Annotated in this window: 19 protein-coding genes; 10 read left to right on the top strand and 9 right to left on the bottom strand. The window is 71.9% G+C overall.

Going from position 1 to position 19499, the window contains the following annotated elements:
• Positions 1–10 precede the first annotated feature (10 nt).
• Both PZC42_RS18120 and PZC42_RS18115 read left to right on the top strand, forming a co-directional pair.
• Positions 11–1237 (top strand): pyrophosphate--fructose-6-phosphate 1-phosphotransferase, encoded by a 1227-nt coding sequence (locus PZC42_RS18120; RefSeq protein WP_277213068.1) that lies wholly within the window; start codon positions 11–13, stop codon positions 1235–1237.
• 14 nt (positions 1238–1251) lie between these two features.
• Positions 1252–2616, top strand: coding sequence for a class II 3-deoxy-7-phosphoheptulonate synthase (locus tag PZC42_RS18115; RefSeq protein WP_277213066.1), 1365 nt, complete (start codon positions 1252–1254; stop codon positions 2614–2616).
• Here the strand turns inward: PZC42_RS18115 and pknB are convergent.
• Positions 2603–4594, bottom strand: coding sequence for a Stk1 family PASTA domain-containing Ser/Thr kinase (gene pknB, locus PZC42_RS18110; RefSeq protein ID WP_277213064.1), 1992 nt, complete (start codon positions 4592–4594; stop codon positions 2603–2605). The two genes, PZC42_RS18115 and pknB, sit on opposite strands and share 14 nt — an antisense overlap.
• A gap of 63 nt (positions 4595–4657) precedes the next feature.
• On the opposite strand from pknB, the gene PZC42_RS18105 reads away from it, so the two are divergent.
• Complete coding sequence (locus PZC42_RS18105) at positions 4658–5041, top strand: Rv2175c family DNA-binding protein (RefSeq protein WP_277213062.1); 384 nt, start codon at positions 4658–4660, stop codon at positions 5039–5041.
• A 22-nt stretch (positions 5042–5063) separates the two neighbouring features.
• Here PZC42_RS18105 and PZC42_RS18100 read toward each other — a convergent pair whose 3' ends face one another.
• Positions 5064–6170: a polyprenyl synthetase family protein gene (locus PZC42_RS18100; RefSeq protein ID WP_277213059.1), complete on the bottom strand. Its 1107-nt coding sequence runs from the start codon at positions 6168–6170 to the stop codon at positions 5064–5066.
• Positions 6171–6212: 42 nt separating this feature from the next.
• The gene (locus PZC42_RS18095) at positions 6213–6758 is read right to left on the bottom strand and encodes a hypothetical protein (protein ID WP_277213057.1); all 546 of its coding nucleotides are present in this window, start codon (positions 6756–6758) and stop codon (positions 6213–6215) included.
• Between the two features lie 97 nt (positions 6759–6855).
• On the opposite strand from PZC42_RS18095, the gene PZC42_RS18090 reads away from it, so the two are divergent.
• From PZC42_RS18090 to PZC42_RS18080, 3 genes are all read left to right on the top strand, one after another.
• Positions 6856–8046: a DUF4192 domain-containing protein gene (locus PZC42_RS18090; protein ID WP_277213055.1), complete on the top strand. Its 1191-nt coding sequence runs from the start codon at positions 6856–6858 to the stop codon at positions 8044–8046.
• Positions 8047–8055: 9 nt separating this feature from the next.
• Complete coding sequence (locus PZC42_RS18085) at positions 8056–8415, top strand: universal stress protein (RefSeq protein WP_277213053.1); 360 nt, start codon at positions 8056–8058, stop codon at positions 8413–8415.
• Between the two features lie 238 nt (positions 8416–8653).
• A complete protein-coding gene (locus tag PZC42_RS18080) occupies positions 8654–10249 on the top strand; it encodes an RNA polymerase sigma factor (RefSeq protein ID WP_277213051.1) in 1596 nt (531 codons plus the stop codon).
• Positions 10250–10363: 114 nt separating this feature from the next.
• Here the strand turns inward: PZC42_RS18080 and PZC42_RS18075 are convergent, their stop codons facing one another.
• The gene (locus PZC42_RS18075) at positions 10364–10579 is read right to left on the bottom strand and encodes a DUF7455 domain-containing protein (protein ID WP_277213049.1); all 216 of its coding nucleotides are present in this window, start codon (positions 10577–10579) and stop codon (positions 10364–10366) included.
• 144 nt (positions 10580–10723) lie between these two features.
• Here PZC42_RS18075 and PZC42_RS18070 point away from each other — a divergent pair, with 144 nt between their 5' ends.
• The 4 genes from PZC42_RS18070 (at position 10724) to PZC42_RS18055 (ending at position 14537) form a co-directional block, all read left to right on the top strand.
• Positions 10724–12850, top strand: a complete 2127-nt coding sequence (locus PZC42_RS18070) for a DNA gyrase/topoisomerase IV subunit B (RefSeq protein ID WP_277213047.1) — start codon at positions 10724–10726, stop codon at positions 12848–12850.
• A 97-nt stretch (positions 12851–12947) separates the two neighbouring features.
• Positions 12948–13376, top strand: coding sequence for a DUF4430 domain-containing protein (locus PZC42_RS18065; protein WP_277213045.1), 429 nt, complete (start codon positions 12948–12950; stop codon positions 13374–13376).
• On the top strand, positions 13373–13975 hold the full coding sequence (locus PZC42_RS18060; protein ID WP_277213043.1) for a DUF6580 family putative transport protein: 603 nt from the start codon (positions 13373–13375) through the stop codon (positions 13973–13975). Before PZC42_RS18065 ends, PZC42_RS18060 begins: the two co-directional genes overlap by 4 nt.
• A gap of 121 nt (positions 13976–14096) precedes the next feature.
• Positions 14097–14537, top strand: coding sequence for a MarR family winged helix-turn-helix transcriptional regulator (locus PZC42_RS18055; RefSeq protein WP_277213041.1), 441 nt, complete (start codon positions 14097–14099; stop codon positions 14535–14537).
• Between the two features lie 87 nt (positions 14538–14624).
• Here the strand turns inward: PZC42_RS18055 and PZC42_RS18050 are convergent, their stop codons facing one another.
• The 5 genes from PZC42_RS18050 to PZC42_RS18030 all read right to left on the bottom strand — a co-directional run bounded on the left by PZC42_RS18050 (position 14625) and on the right by PZC42_RS18030 (position 18749).
• Positions 14625–15731 carry an NAD(P)-dependent alcohol dehydrogenase gene (locus tag PZC42_RS18050; RefSeq protein ID WP_277213039.1) on the bottom strand — a complete coding sequence of 369 codons (1107 nt, stop codon included), beginning with the start codon at positions 15729–15731 and terminating at the stop codon, positions 14625–14627.
• Entirely contained in the window at positions 15728–17224 is a 1497-nt protein-coding gene (locus PZC42_RS18045) for an aldehyde dehydrogenase family protein (RefSeq protein ID WP_277213037.1), read from the bottom strand. The genes PZC42_RS18050 and PZC42_RS18045 overlap by 4 nt, the downstream gene beginning before the upstream one ends.
• Before the next feature lie 153 nt (positions 17225–17377).
• The gene (locus PZC42_RS18040; RefSeq protein ID WP_277213035.1) at positions 17378–17986 is read right to left on the bottom strand and encodes a hypothetical protein; all 609 of its coding nucleotides are present in this window, start codon (positions 17984–17986) and stop codon (positions 17378–17380) included.
• Between the two features lie 96 nt (positions 17987–18082).
• A complete protein-coding gene (gene arfB / locus PZC42_RS18035; protein ID WP_277213033.1) occupies positions 18083–18529 on the bottom strand; it encodes an alternative ribosome rescue aminoacyl-tRNA hydrolase ArfB in 447 nt (148 codons plus the stop codon).
• Positions 18530–18569: 40 nt separating this feature from the next.
• Positions 18570–18749: a hypothetical protein gene (locus PZC42_RS18030; RefSeq protein WP_277213031.1), complete on the bottom strand. Its 180-nt coding sequence runs from the start codon at positions 18747–18749 to the stop codon at positions 18570–18572.
• Positions 18750–19499 lie beyond the last annotated feature (750 nt).

Raw genomic sequence — 19499 nt, 5'->3', positions numbered from 1 at the left:
TACCCCCCTCATGTCGGTCCGTCGTGTGGCCCTCCTGACCGCCGGTGGTTTCGCACCGTGCCTGTCCTCCGCGGTCGGTGGCCTCATCGAGCGCTACAACGAGCTCGACCCGTCGATCGAGATCATCGCCTACCAGTACGGCTACCACGGCCTGCTGACCGGCACGAAGATCGAGATCGGACCCGAGGCCCGTGAGCAGGCGGGCATCCTGCACCGCTTCGGTGGTTCGCCGATCGGCAACTCGCGCGTCAAGCTCACCAACGCGGCCGACTGCGTCAAGCGGGGCCTTGTGGCAGAGGGTCAGGACCCGCTGCACGTCGCCGCGGAGCAGCTCCAAGCCGATGGTGTGGACGTGCTGCACACCATCGGTGGCGACGACACCAACACCACGGCAGCCGACCTGGCCGCGTACCTCGCCGAGAACTCCTACGACCTCACCGTCGTGGGCCTGCCCAAGACCATCGACAACGACGTGGTGCCGATCCGTCAGTCGCTCGGTGCGTGGACCGCTGCCGAGGAGGCCGCCGGTTTCGCCGCGAACGTCATCGGCGAGCACCGCTCGGGACCGCGCATGCTCATCGTGCACGAGGTCATGGGCCGCCACTGCGGCTGGCTCACCGCCGCCGCGGCCGCGGAGTACCGCAAGTGGCTCGACGCCCAGGAGTTCGCCCCGGCCCTCGGGCTGACCCGCGAGCGCTGGGACGTGCACGCCGTGTTCCTGCCCGAGCTCGCGCTCGACATCGATGGTGAGGCCGAGCGTCTCAAGGCGATCATGGACTCCCAGGGCAACGTGAACATCTTCCTGTCGGAGGGTGCGGGCATGCACGAGATCGTCGCGCAGCTCGAGGCGGCCGGCGAGGAGGTCCAGCGCGACCCGTTCGGTCACGTCAAGCTCGACACGATCAACCCGGGCCAGTGGTTCGCGAAGCAGTTCGCGGAGAAGCTGGGCGCCGAGAAGGTCATGGTCCAGAAGTCCGGCTACTTCTCGCGGGCCGCGGCAGCGAACGCCGAGGACCTGCGTCTGATCAAGTCGATGACCGACCTGGCCGTCGAGTGCGCCCTGCGGGGCGAGGCCGGCGTCATCGGTCACGACGAGGAGGACGGCGACCGACTCAAGGCGATCGCGTTCCCGCGGATCGCCGGCGGCAAGGCCTTCGACGTGCACACCGAGTGGTTCGGCGAGCTGCTGGCCGGCATCGGTCAGTCGCTGGTCCCGGCTCAGCCGGCCGAGCACTGAGGCGGCCGGGCACCATGAGCACCGCCGTCGACTCCGTCGCGCCGGGGACCGACCCGGAGGGCCTGGACCGGTTCCGCAGCCTCCAGGCGCTCCAGCAACCGGTCTGGCCTGACGCCGAGGCGCTCGCGGCCGTCACCGCGCGGTTGTCGGTCGCGGCTCCGCTCGTGGTGCCCGCCGAGGCGGACACCCTGACCGAACGCCTCGCCGCCGCTGGTCGCGGCGAGGCGTTCCTCCTGCAGGGCGGTGACTGCGCGGAGACGTTCGCGGACGCGAACGCCTCACGCATCCGCAACAAGGTCCGGACCATCCTGCAGATGGCCGTCATCCTCACGCACGGCGCCAGCACGCCCGTGGTGAAGATGGGGCGGCTCGCCGGGCAGTACGCCAAGCCTCGCTCCTCGGACACCGAGACCCGCGACGGCGTCACCCTGCCCTGCTACCGGGGCGACATGATCAACGGCCACGCCTTCACCCCCGGCTCGCGGATCCCCGACCCGGTGCGTCTGGAGCAGGCGTACCGGATCTCCGCGGCGACGGCGAACGTGGTGCGTGGGTTCACCCAGGGCGGCTACGCGGACCTGCGTCGCGTGCACGAGTGGAACCGCGGGTTCATGCAGAACCCGGCCTACGCCCGCTACGAGCGCACGGCCACGGAGATCGACCGGGCGATCCGCTTCATGGACGCCTGCGGCGCCGACTTCGACGCGCTGCGCACCGTCGAGTTCTTCCTGAGCCACGAGGCGCTCGTCCTGGACTACGAGCGGGCGCTGACGCGCATCGACGCCCGGACGGGGCGTCCCTACGGGTCGAGCGCTCACTTCCTGTGGATCGGTGAACGCACCCGGCAGCTCGACGGAGCCCATGTCGAGTTCCTCTCCCACGTGGCGAACCCGATCGGCGTGAAGCTCGGCCCGACGACGAGCCCCGCCGACGCGATCGCTCTCGCCCGGCGGCTGAACCCCGAGAACCGCGAGGGACGCCTCACGTTCATCACCCGCATGGGGGCGAGCCGGGTCCGCGACGTGCTGCCTGACGTCGTGGAGAAGGTGACCGCCGCCGGGGTCGCGACCACGTGGGTCACCGACCCGATGCACGGCAACACCATCACCTCGGAGTCGGGATACAAGACCCGGCGGTTCGCCGACGTCCTGGACGAGGTCACCGGCTTCTTCGAGGTCCACCGCGCACTGGGGACGGTGCCGGGCGGACTGCACATGGAGCTCACCGGTGACGACGTCACCGAGGTGCTCGGGGGCAGCGAGGAGATCTCCGACGCCGGGCTGGCCGAGCGCTACGAGACGCTCGTCGACCCGCGGCTCAACCACCAGCAGTCGCTGGAGACGGCCTTCCAGGTGGCGGAGATGCTCACCAGACGGTGAGCGTCACCGTCGTCCCGACGGGGGCGGTGCCGTCGACGTCCTGGAACCGGACCGTGTCGAGCAGCCCGCCCAGGTAGCGGTTGACGTCGACGTCGAACCCCGCGTCCTCCAGCTCCGCGGTGGCCTCGTCGCTCGACATGCCGACGACGTCGGGCACCTCGGCGTCGGGTGGCCCGGCGGAGAGCGTCAACGTCACGGTGTCGGTGCGCCGCACCGTCGTCCCCTGCTCCGGGTCCTGGTTCAGGACCCGCCCCTCCTCGACGTCGACGGACGGCTCCGGGTCGGTGTACTCGACCTCCAGCCCGGCGGCGCTCAGGTCGGACTCCGCGCCGTCCTGGCTGCGGCCCATCACCTGCGGCACGCGGACCGGCGCCGGGCCGTCCGAGACGGTGATCCGGACGACGGTGTGGTGCGGCTGCTCGGACCCCTCCGGGACCGAGACGTCGAGGACCTCGCCCTCCGGCGCGCTGTCGTCGTGGACCGCGAGGTCAGTGCCGACGTCGAAGCCGGCCTCGCGCAGCGCCGCGACGGCCTCCGTCCGCTGGGAGCCCACCAGCTCCTCGGGCACCTGCACCATGAGCACACCCAGCGAGACGGTCAGCCCGACGGTCCCGTCCTTGCGGACCGGCTCACCGGGGGCCGGGTCCGTGGCCACCACCTCCCCGGCCGGGGCTTCGTCGTCGTGCGCCGACGTCGTGCTGGCGTCCAGACCGGCGGCGGCGAGCAGCTCCAGCGCCTCCTCCTCGGTCGCGCCGACCAGGTGGGTGGACACGGTGGTCCAGGCGCCGGGCCCCTCCGTGTGCCACCACCAGGTGCCGAGCGCCCCGCCGCCGACCAGCAGCACGAGAGCCGTCATCCAGGTGAGCACCGCACGACGACGGCGGTGCGGCCGGGCCGGCGCCTCGGCACGCTTCTCGCCCGGGTCCAGCGTCCTGGTTGGTGCCGACACCAGGTGCTCGGTGTCGTTGCTGCGGACCGAGACCTCGGTGAAGAAGCCGGCCGGGATCTCGTCGACGGCGTCGTCGGGCGACCCGTCACCGGTGAGCTCGAGCTCCTCGGAGCCGGTCTGCGGTTCCTGCCGGGGGGTCGCGTCGGGCGGTTCGGCGGCACGCCCGAGGATCTCGTCGTCGAGCACGCCCCGCAGCCCGACGACGGCAGCGAGCGCCGCGCCGGCGTGGGTCGGACGGCGGCTCGCGTCCCGTGCGGTGAACGCCGCGACGAGCTCGTCGATCTCGGGCGGGAGCCACTCGACCCGGTCCGACGGCGGCGGGAAGTCCTCGTGGACGTGGTGGAAGGCCACCTGGATCGGCGGCTCGCCCGGGTAGGGGAGCGCTCCGGTGAGCATCTCGTGCAGCAGCACGCCGACGGCGTACACGTCCGTCGACGGGGTGCAGCCGCCGGACGTGATGACCTCGGGGGCCAGGTAGGCGACCGTCCCCAGGATGGTGCCGGTGGCCGTCGAGGTGACCTCGGTGACGGCGCGGGCGAGGCCGAAGTCGGCCACCTTGACCACACCGTCGTCGCTGACGAGGACGTTCTCGGGCTTGACGTCGCGGTGCACGAGACCGACGCGGTGCGCGGCGGACAGGGCGTCCAGGACCTGCTCGACCAGGTCGAGCGCCCGGCCGACCGTGAGCGGGCCGGCCTGCATCTCGCCGCGCAGGTTGCTGCCCGGCACGTACTCCATGGTCAGGTAGCTGGTGTCGCCGTCGACGCCCTGGTCGAACACGGCCACGACGCCGGGGTGCGACAGGCGGGCGGAGGCACGGGCCTCGCGCCGGAAGCGGGAGACGAAGCTCGCGCCGTCCACCCCTTCGGCGAGGTGGACGTGCATCACCTTGACCGCGACCTCGCGTCCGAGCCGGCGGTCCTGAGCGCGGTAGACGGTCGCCATCCCGCCGCGCGCGACGCGCGCGACGATCTCGTACCGCCCGTCGACCAGGCGGCCGAGGAGCGGATCGGTCGACGTGATGGCCACGGGAGCGAGTGTATTTCGGCGGACGCCGCGAGGCTCGCAGGCGCGGCGGGCTACGCTGACGCCGTGAACGACGCACCGCACGACCTGCCCCTGGACGACCTCGTCGGCGACTGGCTGACGCTGCCCGCCCTCGCCGACGCGCTCGGCGTCGCACCGAGCCGCGCGCGGGGCCTCGTCGCGTCGCGGCACGTGATCGGGGTCAAGCGCGGTGAGCGCAAGACGTTCCAGGTCCCGGCGGCGTTCGTCGTGACCGGCCCGCACGGTGAGCCCGAGATCCTCGAGACCCTGCGGGGGACCGTCATCCTGCTGTCCGACGTCGGGTTCTCCGACGCCGATGCGCTGCGGTGGTTGTTCACCGAGGAGGAGACGCTGGACGCGTCGCCGATCGAGGCGCTGCGCTCCGGACGTCGGGCCCAGGTCCGGCGCGTCGCGCAGGCACTGGCCTGACACGCCCCCGCGGGTGACGGGGTCAGGCGGCGCGGTCGACGGCGGCGCGCGCCAGGCCGGTGAGCACCTCGCGACCGTCCGCCTCGAGGTCGGCGGCGGCGAGCGCCGACAGGCCCGCCGTCGCCAGCTCCTCGATGAGCGCCTCGACGCCGGTCACCGCTCCGGAGGCGGTGATCGCGGCCCGCAGCGCCGCGACGTCGCTGTCGGTCAGCCGCGGGTCGCCCAGGTGCTTGGTGACGAGCAGACGTGTCTCGTCGTCGGCGGCGGCCAGCGTGCGGGCCACCAGCACGGTGCGCTTGCCCTCGCGCAGGTCGTCACCGGCGGGCTTGCCCGTGACCTCGGGGTCACCGAACACCCCGAGGAGGTCGTCGCGCAGCTGGAACGCCTCGCCGAGCGGGAGACCGGCCGCGCTGATCGCCGTCACCGCCTCCGGTGCGGCGCCGGCCAGGACCGCTCCGAGAGCGAGCGGCCGCTCGACCGAGTAGCGGGCGGACTTGGCCCGCAGCACGAGCCGGGCGCGCTCCTCGTCGGCCACCGGATCGAGCCCCCACGCCTCGGCCTGCACGAGCACGTCGAGGTACTGGCCGACCACGACCTCGCTCATCATCGCGTCGAGCAGGTCCCGCGCGGTCCGGGCCACGGGCGCAGGCAGTGCGTCCAGCGCCGCGCCGGCCTCGCGGTGGCACGCGACCAGGCACAGGTCGCCGAGCAGGATCGCGGCAGCGGTGCCGAACCGTTCGGCGTCGCCCGTCCACCGGTGCTCGGCGTGCCGGGCCTCGAACACGCGGTGCGCCGTCGGGCGCCCGCGCCGTGTGTCAGAGGCGTCCATGACGTCGTCGTGCAGCAGCGCAGCGGCCTGGAACAGCTCGAGAGCGGCACCGACACGGACCACGGCGTCGCGAGCGAGGCCCTCCGCGGCCCCGCCGTGGGCCCGGAACGACCAGTAGCAGAAGGCTGCCCGCAGCCGCTTGCCGCCGTCCAGCAGGGTGGTGACCTGCTCGGTGAGCGCGGCCGTCCCGGGGCCGGTCGCGGCGACCTCGTCGCCCAGGCGTGCCAGGTGGCGGCTCAGCGCCCCGTCGACGTCGTGGCGCAGGTTCTCGATCTCGACCAGGGCGGAGGCGGAAGGCATGAGGACAGCCTAGGCGCAGGGGGGGGGGCGCGACGACGCCGCTCAGGCCTCGTCGGCGACGACGCTGCCGGACAGCGAGACGAGACGTCGCTCGGCGTCGTCGAGGACCCCGATGAGGACCGTCTCGACGCGCGGCTTCCGCTTGCCCTTGGTGCGCGTGTAGGCGGTCTGGACCGTCAGCGCGGACGCGTCGAGCGTCTCGGACTCCTCGAACCCGGCCTCGCCGAGCCGCTCGGCGTAGCGATCGACGATCTCCTGGGTGCTGAGCTCGGTCGACAGGTTCAGCGAGACCTCCACGAGGTCTCCCGCGGTGGGTGTGGCGGAGCTGGCGAGCACGGTCGAGCTCTCCGGCGCGGCGAGCAGGTCCGTCGGGAAGCCGGGCGCGTAGCCGCCGACGGCCGTGGCGGGGTCGAACGACGGCAGCGGCGTGGCCTCGCCGGCCGGTGCGCCCGCAGGCTGCTCGGCCTCGGCCTGGACCGGCGTCCCGGCGCCCGGACCCGGGGTGCAGCCTCCGGTCGCCGTGACGCCGAGCGCGAGCAGGACGCACAGCGCGCCGTACGCGGCACGGGGGCGACAGGTCATGGGCACGGGATCACGGTAGCGGGTACCCACCCCCAGCACGGGCACTCCCCAGCCGCGCTGCCGGAGCGGGCGAGGGCGGGCGGCCGTGCGTTCTCATCGAGGCATGACCACGAGCCTCGACCTTCCCGAACCGTCGACCGTCCCGCTGCGTTCGCCGCACGACGTGCTCGCCGCCATCCCGTACCGCCTCGGGTTCCGCCCCGCCGAGAGCATCGTGCTCGCCTGCACGGCGGAGCGCGACAGGCCCGGCCTCGTCGCCCGCGTCGGGATCGACGACCTGCGCGGCGACGGCGCGGTCGAGGGCCTGGCTGCGCTCGCCCGCGCCGTCGCCGAGACCCGGCCGACCTACTGCGCCCTCGTCCTCTACACCGCCCGCGGCGTCGCCGCGGCGGCCGACGTCCTGGACGAGGTCCACCGTGCCCTCGAGCCCGTCGTGGACGTCGACGGCTGGCTCGTCACCCCTGACGGTTACCGAGGGCTCGGGTGCGAGGACCCCACGTGCTGCCCCGAGCCAGGCCACCCGCTCGCCGCGCTGGACAGCGGAGAGATCGCAGCGGCCTACGTCCTGGCCGGGCACGTCGTCGCGGACTCCGCCGACGCTGCGTACCGGATCCCACGGGCCCCCGAGCAGGCCCGCAACCTCGTCGGCCGTGCTGCCCGGCGCAGCGAGACGGCACGCGAGCGTTCGCAGGAGGGCACCGAGCTGGGTCGTTGGCGCGACGACGCGCTCGCCGCCTGGCGCGAGGCGTTGCGCCGCGTCGACGTCGCTCCGGCCGCACCCGGGGACGACCGGGCCACGACGTCGCTGCGTCCCGCACTGATCGGTCGGGTCGCGGCGGCGCTCGCGGACCGCACCGTGCGCGACGCCGCGCTGCTCACCCTGGTGCCGGGCGGCGAGGAAGCGGTCCGCGCGACGACACAGGCCACCGACCGGGCGGTCGTCGACGACGCGACGTCACGCGTGCTGGGACGCGTGGTCGATCCCACGGACGCCGTGGCTCCCGACCCTGACGTCCTTGCGCGGGCTCGCGGGGTGCTGGAGCAGGTCGATGCACACGTACCGCGGCGGCTGCGGGCACCGGCCCTGACGTTCCTGGCGTTCCTCGCCTGGTGGGCGGGGGACGGTCCGCGGGCGTCCTACCGGGTGGCGGAGGCGCTCGACGCCGACGAGACGTACCGTCTGGCGCGGCTGGTGCACTGTGTCGTCGCCTCGGCCCTGCCGCCCGGCTGGATCCGCGCCGCGTCCGCCACGACGACGGGGGCCGGGGAGTGCGGGGCGGGCGGCGTCCGGTAGCGTGCCACCATGGCGATCGTCGTGGGACATCTGGGAACGCCCGAGGGCAAGGAAGCGCTCGTCGCCGCGGTCTCGGAGGCTCGGCGACGTGAGATCGGTCTCCTCGTGGTGACCTCCGGGTCGGCGGTGTCGGCCGAGGAGCTCGAGGCGCTCGAGGCGCGACTGACGGACGCGGGCGTCGAGCACCGGGTGGTGCCCGGCACCGGCGACCTCGCCGAGGACCTGGTCCGCACCGCTGCCGAGGAGAACGGCGAGCTGCTCGTCATCGGCCTGCGCCGACGCAGCCCGGTGGGCAAGCTCATCCTCGGTTCCGGTGCGCAGCGCATCCTCCTGGAGGCGCCGTGCCCGGTCCTCGCCGTCAAGCCCTGACGGCGGGCAGTGGCTGGCGCCGCCCGAGGGAATACGCGGCCGGACACCTGGTGTTCATCTGACATCAACCGCCGTCAGAACTCGCGACCGTGGCCCAGGACACGACGCGGAAGCCGAGCTCTCCGCGAGCCCTTGGGTGTCGCCCGGTACAATATAGGTATCCGCTCGAGCCGAGAGGCCCCGTCCCCGGCTGACAACGGGCGGTTCACCGTCCCCTCGAATGCCGAAAGGTCGGTTTGTGGCGTCCACTGCGCAGAACCCCCCGCTGCCCCGAGAGTTTGAAAACTCTGCCCTCCAGGAGCTGCTCGCTCACGGGACCGCGAACGGTCGCGTCGATGCGGAGAGCTTCCGCACCGCCTGCGAGACCGCCGCTGTGGGTGACCCCAAGCGGCTGAAGGCGGTGCTGCGCGCCTTTGCCACGGCAGGCGTCGAGATCGGTGTGCCGGTCGCCACCAAGGTTGCCGCGGCGTCGACCCGCAGTGCCGCGACGAAGACCGAGGCGCGCGCCAAGGCTCCCACGGCGAAGAGCAAGAGCTCGGCGACGCGGGCCACCTCGGCCCCGGCCGAGGAGGCGTCCTCGGCGTCGGAGGCGGACGCTCCGGAGGAGTCGTCTCCTGCGAAGAAGGCCGCTCCCGCCAAGAAGGCCGCTGCCGCCAAGACCGCTGCCAAGAAGGCTCCTGCGGTGAAGACCACCCGCAAGGCCGCGGCCAAGGCGCACAAGCCGGCGCCCGAGCCGGACGGCGTGCCCGTGGAGGACGACGACGAGCCGGAGCAGGCTCCTGAGCGCATCACGGCCCTGCCTCGCAACGGCCGGAAGAAGGAGGACGAGCGCGGCGGCTTCGTCGTCTCCGACACCGACGACGACGACCAGCCGGCTCAGCAGGTCGTCACCGCCGGGGCCACGGCTGACCCCGTCAAGGACTACCTCAAGCAGATCGGCAAGGTCGCGCTGCTCAACGCCGAGCAGGAGGTCGACCTCGCCAAGCGGATCGAGGCCGGTCTGTTCGCCGAGGAACGTCTGAGCAACGACTACGCCGACTTCGACCGCGCGAAGGCCTCCGCCGACGAGCGTCGCATGTGGCGCGACCTGAAGTGGATCGCGCACGACGGCCGTCGTGCCAAGAACCACCTGCTCGAGGCGAACCTGCGACTCGTCGTCTCCTTGGCCAAGCGCTACACGGGTCGCGGCATGCTGTTCCTGGACCTCATCCAGGAGGGCAACCTCGGTCTGATCCGCGCTGTCGAGAAGTTCGACTACACCAAGGGCTACAAGTTCTCGACGTACGCCACGTGGTGGATCCGTCAGGCGATCACCCGCGCCATGGCCGACCAGGCCCGCACCATCCGTATCCCGGTGCACATGGTCGAGGTCATCAACAAGTTGGCCCGCGTGCAGCGTCAGATGCTCCAGGACCTGGGCCGCGAGCCCCTGCCGGAGGAGCTGGCCAAGGAGCTCGACATGACCCCTGAGAAGGTCGTGGAGGTCCAGAAGTACGGACGCGAGCCCATCTCGCTGCACACCCCCCTCGGCGAGGACGGCGACAGCGAGTTCGGTGACCTCATCGAGGACTCCGAGGCCGTGGTCCCCTCCGACGCGGTGTCGTTCACGCTCCTGCAGGAGCAGCTGCACCAGGTGCTCGACACGCTCTCCGAGCGCGAGGCCGGCGTGGTGTCCATGCGGTTCGGCCTGCAGGACGGTCAGCCGAAGACGCTCGACGAGATCGGCAAGGTCTACGGCGTCACGCGCGAGCGCATCCGCCAGATCGAGTCCAAGACCATGTCGAAGCTGCGGCACCCGTCGCGTTCGCAGGTCCTGCGCGACTACCTCGACTGATCCTCACCCACCCACGCTGGTGGTACGACGAAGGCCCCGCACCGGGACGGTGCGGGGCCTTCGTGCTGTGCTCGGGACGTTCCTCGCGTCGTGCCGACGCGGGAACGCGAGGGGTCAGCCTGCGCCGTGCTCGGCGTGCAGGCGGTCGGTCTCGTCCTGGACGTGCTCGGCGACGGACTGGTAGGCGTCGGCGTGCGCGCGCGCGTGGTGTCCGCAGAAGAGGAGCTCTCCGACGGGCAGCACGACTCGCACGTAAGCCTGGGCCCCACAGCGGTCGCAGCGGTCGGCAGCGGTCAGCGGCTGGGTCGTCTGTTCGGTCGTTGTGCTCACGACACCATCAAACCATCCGGGGCCCCGGTTGTTCCCGCCTGGGGGCCCTGGTTCGCTGCGGGCGATCACGGCCTGGGTCACATCCGGCGCCGACGGCGGAGTGCCTGCACGGCCCTGTCGGTGCGCTGGACTACGCTCGGGCCCGTGACAGCCACCTCCGAGTCCGGATACACCGCACGCCACCTGTCCGTCCTCGAGGGCCTCGAGGCGGTTCGCAAGCGGCCCGGCATGTACATCGGGTCGACGGACTCCCGCGGCCTCATGCACTGCCTGTGGGAGATCATCGACAACTCCGTGGACGAGGCGCTCGGCGGCCACGCCACGAAGATCCGCATCGTGCTGCACGCCGACACCTCGGTGACCGTCGAGGACGACGGTCGCGGCATCCCGGTGGACCGCGAGAGCAAGACCGGGTTGTCCGGCGTCGAGGTGGTCTTCACCAAGCTGCACGCCGGCGGAAAGTTCGGCGGCGGGTCCTACACGGCCTCCGGCGGCCTGCACGGCGTCGGTGCCTCGGTCGTCAACGCCCTGTCGGCCCGGCTCGACGTCGAGGTGGACCGGTCCGGCAAGACGTACCGCATGACATTCCACCGCGGTGAGCCGGGCACGTTCGACGACCCGGCCACGGGTCCGACGCCGGACGCACCGTTCGCGCCCTTCGTCGACCACAGCGAGCTCGCCGTCGTGGGCAAGGCTCCGCGCAAGGTCACGGGCACGCGGGTGCGGTACTGGGCGGACCGGCAGATCTTCCCGAAGTCCGCCGTCTTCGCCTACGACGAGCTCGTCACCCGTGCGCGTCAGACGACCTTCCTCGTCCCGGGCCTGGAGATCCTCGTCCGCGACGAGCGCGGCCTGCCCGGGACGCCGGGGGAGAACGGCCCGCACGAGGAGGTCTTCCAGCACTCCGGAGGTGCTGTGGACTTCGTGGAGTTCCTCGCCCCGGACACCCCGGTCACCTCGACGTGGCAGCTGAAGGGGTCCGGCTCGTTCACCGAGACCGTGCCGGTGCTCGACGCCAAGGGGCACATGTCGCCGCAGGAGGTGCAGCGCGACTGCGAGGTCGACATCGCCCTGCGGTGGGGGTCGGGCTACGAGACCGAGCTGCGGACCTTCGTGAACATCATCGCCACACCGAAGGGTGGTTCGCACCGCACGGGCTTCGAGCAGGGACTGCTCAAGACGGTGCGCAAGCAGATCGAGACCAACGCGCGCCGGCTGAAGGTGTCCACGCGGGACGGCTCGGAGCGCATCGAGAAGGACGACGTCCTCGCCGGGCTGACCGCCGTGGTGACCGTGCGGCTCGCCGAGCCCCAGTTCGAGGGGCAGACCAAGGAGGTCCTCGGCACGGCGCCGGTGCGTCAGATCGTCTCGCGGGTCGTGGAGTCGGAGCTCAAGGCGCTCATGACCTCCACCAAGCGGGACGAGAAGGCGCAGTCGTCGCTGCTGATGGAGAAGGTCGTCGCCGAGATGCGCGCGCGGGTCACGGCCCGCAAGCAGAAGGAGATCTCGCGGCGCAAGAACGCCCTCGAGTCCTCCTCGCTGCCCGCCAAGCTGGCCGACTGCCGCAGCGACGACGTCGAGCGTTCCGAGCTGTTCATCGTCGAGGGCGACAGCGCGCTCGGCACGGCGAAGCTGGCGCGATCGAGCGACTTCCAGGCGTTGCTGCCCATCCGGGGCAAGATCCTCAACGTCCAGAAGGCGTCGATCAGCGACATGCTGCGCAACGTCGAGTGCGCCGCGATCATCCAGGTGATCGGCGCAGGGTCGGGCCGGTCCTTCGACCTGGACGCCGCGCGCTACGGCAAGATCGTGCTCATGACGGACGCGGACGTCGACGGCGCCCACATCCGCACGCTGCTGCTGACCCTGTTCTACCGGTACATGCGGCCGCTGCTGGCGCAGGGCCGCGTGTTCGCCGCTGTCCCACCGCTGCACCGCATCGAGGTGCTGGGTGCGGGACGCCGCAAGAACGAGTACCTGTACACGTACTCCGAGGCCGAGCTCAACGCCACCCTCAAGAAGCTGGACCGTGCCGGTCGCCGGTACAAGGACGACATCCAGCGGTACAAGGGCCTGGGGGAGATGGACGCCGACCAGCTCGCCGAGACCACGATGGACCCCCGACACCGGACGCTGCGCCGGGTCACGGTGGAGCACGCCGAGGCGGCCGAGCGCGTGTTCGAGCTGCTGATGGGTTCGGACGTCGCGCCGCGCAAGGAGTTCATTGTCGCCGGGGCGAACGCGCTGGACCGCTCACAGATCGACGCCTGAGCGACCGCCGCCCGGCGAGGCGCACCCGGGCGGCGCAGGCCGTCCGCATCTCGGCACGAGTGCGCAGGTGCCCGGCCGCGCCGGATAGGCTCAGGGTGTGAAGACCCTGATGCGCAAGACGTCGACCCGCCTGTTCGCCGCGACCGCTGCCGGCGTGCTCTCCGTGGGCCTGCTGGCCGGCTGCTCCGGTGCCGAGGAGTCGGCCCCCGAGGCGAGCCCCGCGGCCTCGGCCGAGGTCGAGGCCGACGGTGCCGACGAGACCACAACGGACGAGACCACCGAGTTCTCGTACGAGGGACAGGACGGCGAGACGGCCCTGGACCTGCTGCTCGTACAGGACCCGCAGGCCGAGGTGAGCGGCGAGGGCGAGATGGCTTTCGTCACCGGCATCCAGGGCCGGTCGGCGGAGGACGGCCAGGAGTTCTGGGCGCTGTACGTCGACGGTGAGATGGCCCAGGTCGGTGCCGGTGCGCTCGAGACCGAGGACGGTCAGCAGATCGAGTGGAAGCTCGAGGAGATCGAGTGAGCCACGCACCGACGTCGGACCTGAGCCCGCGCGACCTCGCCGAGCGCTGGTGGCGCCCCGCCGTCGCCGTGCTGCTCGTCGTGGCGGCCGTCGTGTGGCGGCTCGTCAAGGACGACCTCGGTGCACCGCCGAACCTCGAGCTCTCCACGTTCGCGGCGTTCGCCGCAGCGGGGCTCCTGCGCCACCGGCTCGCGATGCTCGCCCCCCTGGTGGTCGTCGCGGTGAGCGACGTTTTCCTGACGAACTCGGCGATCCTGCTGTTCACCTGGTCGGCATGGGCCGCCATCGGCGTGGCCGCCTGGTGGACGCGCCGGTCCACGGGCGGCCGCCGGTTCCTCGCCGCTGTGCTGTTCGGGGCCGGGAGCTCGATCGGTTTCTATCTCTGGACGAACTTCGGTGTGTGGCTGCAGGGCCGCGGGACGTTCTACCCGGCCGGGATCGACGGCCTGTTGGCCAGCTATGTGGCGGGCCTGCCGTTCCTGCGTCCGATGCTCCTGGGCAACCTGGTGCTGCTACCCGTAGCTGCTGGTGTCGTGGCGCTCGTGGAGCGCCTGGAGCACCTTCCCGCCGTCGGACCGGCCGCCCACCCCGCGGGGTAGCGCTGAAGCGCCGCGCTGCATCCGCGGCGGGCATGGGTCGCAGAAACCGTCAGGCCTCCTGAAGATTACAATCGGAGCGCACGTCGCTGCACGACGGTGATCACCCGAGCGAAGGACGTTCATGCCGACCCACGACGAGGCGACTCTCATGTATCTCATCAAGCAGGTCGAGCTCGCCGCCCGCTCGCACCTCGACGAGGCGGTTCGCGGTCATGGGCTGACGGCGTTGCAGTACACGGCCCTGACGGTGCTCGAGAGGCACCCGGGAATGACCTCGTCCGCGCTTGCTCGCAACTCCTTCGTGCGGCCGCAGACGATGGCTCAGATGATCACCTACCTCTTGGAGCGAGGCTTCGTCCGCCGGGCGCCGGACGCGCGCTCGCGGCGTCAGCTGCTGATCTACCTCGCGGACGAGGGACAGGCCGCGCTGGACACCTTGCGTGAGCCCGTGCGCGCCATCGAGAAGACGATGGTCGCCGGCCTGACCGAGGAGGATGTCCAGCACCTCGGTGCGTCCCTTCAGGCCTGCCGGGTGGCACTCGGCGGCGGCGCGGCGCACTGAGGCGCCGCGCCCGGTGGTGCAACAGGCGCCATCGGGTCCGGAGCGCTTCCAGTGCGCGCTCCGGACCCGACGTCGACCTGGTGTGGATCAGTGGATGATGACCGGCTTGACCGTGGTGCCGTGGTGCATGTCGGCGAACGCGTCGTCGAGCTCGGACAGCTTGTACTGCCCGACGAGCCGGTCGAGGGGTAGCCGGCCGCCGACGACGAGGTCGACGAGCTGCGGGATGAGCACCTTCGGGTCGGCGTCGCCCATCGTCACGCCGCTGACCGACTTCCCGGGCAGGATGCCCTGGAAGTCCACGGGGATCTCCGTGCCGGGCGGCGGCGCGCCGCAGGTCACCAGGTGGCCGCGTGCGCCGAGGGCGTCGATCGCGGACCGGGCCACGGCCGACACTCCCGTGGTGTCGAGGGCGTGCGTCAGGCCTGCGCCGCCGGTGATCTCGGCGATGCGGGCGACGACGTCCTCCTCCTGGCCGTTGATCACGTGCGTGGCTCCGAGCTCGGTCGCGAGCTCGAGCCGCTCGGGCACGATGTCGACGGCGATGAGCAGGTCCGGGTCGCGCAGCGCGGCGGCCACGATGCCCGACAGGCCGACCGCCCCGGCCCCGAACACTGCGACCCGGGCGTTCGGCTGCACGTCCAGCGCGTTCCACACCGAGCCGAAGCCCGTCATGACCCCGCACCCGAGCGGGGCGAGGTGTGTGAGGTCGGCGTCGGCATCCACGACGACGACGTTGCGCTCCTCGGCGACGGCGTGCTGAGCGAACGACGACTGGGCGAAGAAGTGCCCGCCGATCGGTGCCCCGTCGATCGAGAGCGTCGCCGTCCCGTCCTCGCGTGCCCCGGCGAAGAGGTTCCTCGGCAACCAGGTGGTGCAGTAGGCCGGGTGGCCGTCCAGGCACGCCGGGCACTCTCCGCAGGACGTGTAGCTCAGCACCACCTTGTCGCCTGGGGCGATGGTGGTGACCGCCGAGCCCACCTGTTCCACCACTCCGGCGCCCTCGTGACCGATGACCCCGGGCAGCGGGAACGGGATGCCGCCGGCCCACACGCCCAGGTCGGTGTGACATACGCCGGTGGCGACCATCCGCACGAGGACCTCGTGCTCGTGCAGGTCGGCGAGCTCGACGTCCTGCACGGCGAACGATGTCTGGGGCGCGGTCAGGACGGCGGCCCTGGTCGTGGTGCTCATGCCGGGTCCTCGCCGAGGTCGATGACGATCGACTTGGTTCGCTGGTAGGAGGCCAGCGCCTCGGGGCCGTACTCCCTGCCCCACCCGGACGCCTTGACCCCGCCGAACGGCACGGCCGGGTCGAGCACGGCCCAGCCGTTGACCCAGCAGATCCCGGCGTCGAGCCGCTTGGCCACGCGGTGGATGCGGGCGATGTCGGAGCTCTGGATGCCTGAGGCGAGGCCGTACGCCGTGCCGTTGGCCATCGCGATGGCCTCCTCCTCGGTGTCGAAGGGCTGGACCGTCAGGACCGGCCCGAACACCTCCTCGCGGACGCACTCCGCGTCCGACGACAGGCCGGCCAGGACCGTGGGCCGGTAGTAGAACCCGCCGCCCAGGTCCGCCTGCTCGCCGCCGCACACCACCTGCGCGCCGTTCTTGCGTGCGGACTCGACGAGGGCCGTGACCTTGTCGAGCTGCTTCTGGCTGGCGACCGGCCCGACCACGGTCGTCTCGTCGGTGATGTCACCGAACGGCACTCCGGGGACCGCCTCGCTAAGGATGCCCAGCACCGTCTCGTAGATCGGCCGCTCCACGAGCAGGCGAGGTCCGGCCATGCAGAACTGGCCGGCGTTGAAGACGAAGGCCCCGATGATCGTGCCGATCGCCTTGTCCAGGTCGGCGTCGGCGAACAGGATGTTGGCGGCGTTGCCGCCGAGCTCCGCGGTGAACGGCTTGAGGGTGCGCGAGGCGAGCGCCGCGGCGTGCGCGCCCACCTCCGTCGAGCCGGTGAACGCGACCTTGTCGACCTGCGGGTGGCCGACCAGGTGGTCGCCCAGGCTCGCACCGGAACCCGTGACGACGTTGAAGACACCGTCCGGGACGCCGGCGTCCTTGAGCACCTGGGCCATGAAGAGCGCACTCAGGGGCGTGTCCCCGGCCGGCTTGTGCACGACCGAGTTCCCGGCGACGAGGGCCGGGGCGATCTTGGTCGAGGACAGGATCAGCGGGAAGTTGAACGGCGTGATCGCCGCGACGACGCCGATCGGCTCCTTGCGGATGTACGCGTGGGCGTTGGCGGGGATCTCTCGCACCGAGCCGTCCAGGTGCTGGCCGAGGCTCGCCGCGTACTCGAACTGCAGGATCGAGTGCTCGACGTCGACGATCCGCGCGAAGGTGATCGGCTTGCCGACGTCGTGGCTCTCGAGCTGCGCGAGCTCCTCGCGGCGCTCGCGCAGGATGTCGACGGCCTTCAGCAGGATCCGCGACCGCTCGCGGCCGCTGAGCCGCGACCAGACGCCGGAGTCGAACGACTCGCGTGCGGCGGCGACGGCAACGTCGACGTCGGCCGTCGACGCCCAGGCCACCGAGGCGATCACGCGGCCGGTCGCCGGGCTGATGACGTCGCGTCGTTCGCCGTCGGCCGCCTCGCGCCACTCGCCACCGATGAACAGCTGCCCGGGGGAAAATTGGACGCTGCTCGTGGCTTCTGCGGCGTTGTCAGTGATGGTCATGACCCGTCCTCTCATCGTTGAGATACGCCCAGGCGTCGACCGGACAGCGGCTGCGGGAGACCGGCGACCTTCAGGCTTACTGATAATTGCACATCCGTGCCACCTCGACAACACCCGGTTGACGTCGAGCCCGCTCGGCACCGAGCCGCTGCCTCAGGTGCGGAAGAGATCGAAGGTCTTGTCCCGCTTGCGGGGCGACCACGCGAGGACGTACGGGGAATCCTCGCCGGGCTCTCGCGCGGCGACGACGTGGTAAGGCGTGACGCCGAACTGCCGGGCGAAGCCGCGCACTGCTCTGACCCCGAGGGCCGTGTCGACGACCCTGCAGAACAGGTTCAGGACCGTTCCGTCGAGTTCGTGCTCGGCCGGCGGTGTGCCGCCGAGGTCGTTGCCGTCGTAGTGGCCGACGCCGCGCCATCCGAGGTGGTCGTCCAGCGCGTCCTGTCCCTCCTCGAACAGTCGATGGTCCTCCGGGTGCGTGAGATCGGGGGAGTACGTCCAGCACTGCAGGACGACCCACCCGTGCTCGTCGTCGGGGACGGGGAGATAGCCGTCGCGCTCCGCCCGCGCGGCAAACATGCGCAGGTACTCGGTGGCGGTGGGATTGTCGGGCCAGGTGCGGCTCCGGGTCGGGTGGGTGCTGCTCCGGCCCTTCGCGCCGACCTTGCCCTCGTGCGTGCGGACGAGGCCTCTCTCGTTCCACGCCTCGCGATAGTGGAGCGTGCCGTCGCCGTCGCGGCGGTAGGTCTTGATCGTGGCCATGGCGCCCAGTATCGCGGTCTCCGGTGTGGGGCGAGCTGTCCGCCGCGGCAGACGCGACCCCGACGCGTCGTGGACCTGTCGCCGGAGACCTGCCGGTCAGTCGTCGCGCGACGGCCGGGACGAGCGCAACCGCTTCGTCGTCGAGCGCTGCTTCTTGGTGGTCAGGCGTCGCTCCTGGGACCCGCGGGTGCGCCGGGTGGCGCGACGCGCCGGGCCGGGTGGGGCGATGGCGTCGGCGACGAGTGCCGACAGGCGGTGCGCGGCCGCCTGCCGGTTCCGCCGTTGTTCGCGGTGCTCAGAGGCCGCCACCGTGAGGACGCCGTCCACCAGACGATCACCCGTCCGGGCGACGAGGCGCTCGCGCTGGACGTCGCTCAGCACCGCCGAGCGCCCGATGTCCCAGGACAGCTCCACCCGGGAGTCGGTGGTGTTCACTCCCTGCCCGCCCGGGCCGGAGGACCGCGAGAACCGCTCGGTCAGCTCGGCTCGGGGGATCGTCAGGGCAGGGCTGACGACGAGTCCGGAGCGGGTCGGCGCGGGCATGCCTTCATCGTGGCGCGGTTGATGCCCGTCGCGCACGTCCTTACTCCTGGATCGTCGAACCGAGCTCGTGCAGCACGGCCGCCCGGGCGTCGCGCCCTCGGTCGCCGCGCCGGGTGAAGAGCGCCGCGACGAGCGCCTCGGTCACCAGCATCAACGCGGCGCGGGACGTGTGGATCAGCTCGTCGCGGAACGACTCGGTGACCGGCGGGACGACGAGCACGGTGTCGGCGAGCTGGGCGACGGGGGACTTGCGCGAACGAGGTGATCGCCAGCACCGGTGTGCCGCCGTCGTGCGCGGTGCGCATCACCGCGAGCGTCGCGTCGTTCGTGCCGGACCCCGAGACGACGAGGCAGACGGCGTCGGGCCCGATCTGACGGGCGGCGATCCGTTGCGCGAGCGCGGCCTCGACGATGGAGGTCAGCTCGGCCGGCTTGCCGACGTCGTAGTGCAAGTCGGTGAAGCGGTCGCGGACACCCCACCCCGCGAGCAGGCGTTCGTGGCGAGAGTGACGTTGGCGTTGCGGGGGAGTGCGCCCAGGAGGCGGCTGAGTCCGGGTGCCACGTCGACGGGTGCCTCGGGTGCCATGACCCGCTCCGAGGTACCCGGGCCCGGTGGGCGTGGCCCGAGCGGCTTCCGGGCGGCGCCTGCGCCGACGTGAGCTGAGGTGTCCGGCGGTAGACTCCAGGTTCTCCAGCGATCAGGCAGGGCCACGACCGTGCCCCATGGCGATTCACGGAGACACCCGGCAGCGTGTCACTATCGACGTGAGCACGTGAGCACGTGGCCGCGGGCGGCGCAGGCGGGACGCCGCGCGGTGAGCCGGCGGCCGATCGGAGCGCCACGGCCCGGGCTGCCTGCCACACGGGCCGGTCGTCCGACTCTCGACCGGCCCCGGGCACGCGGGCGTGGGGGGGGGCCCCCCCCCCCCCCCGCCCCCCGGGCGGGCCGCAGGGGGGGCGTAGGGACCCC

The organism is Isoptericola croceus (genome assembly GCF_029382255.1).
Lineage (GTDB): Bacteria > Actinomycetota > Actinomycetes > Actinomycetales > Cellulomonadaceae > Isoptericola > Isoptericola croceus.
This window is presented reverse-complemented; position numbering and strand designations above follow the sequence as displayed.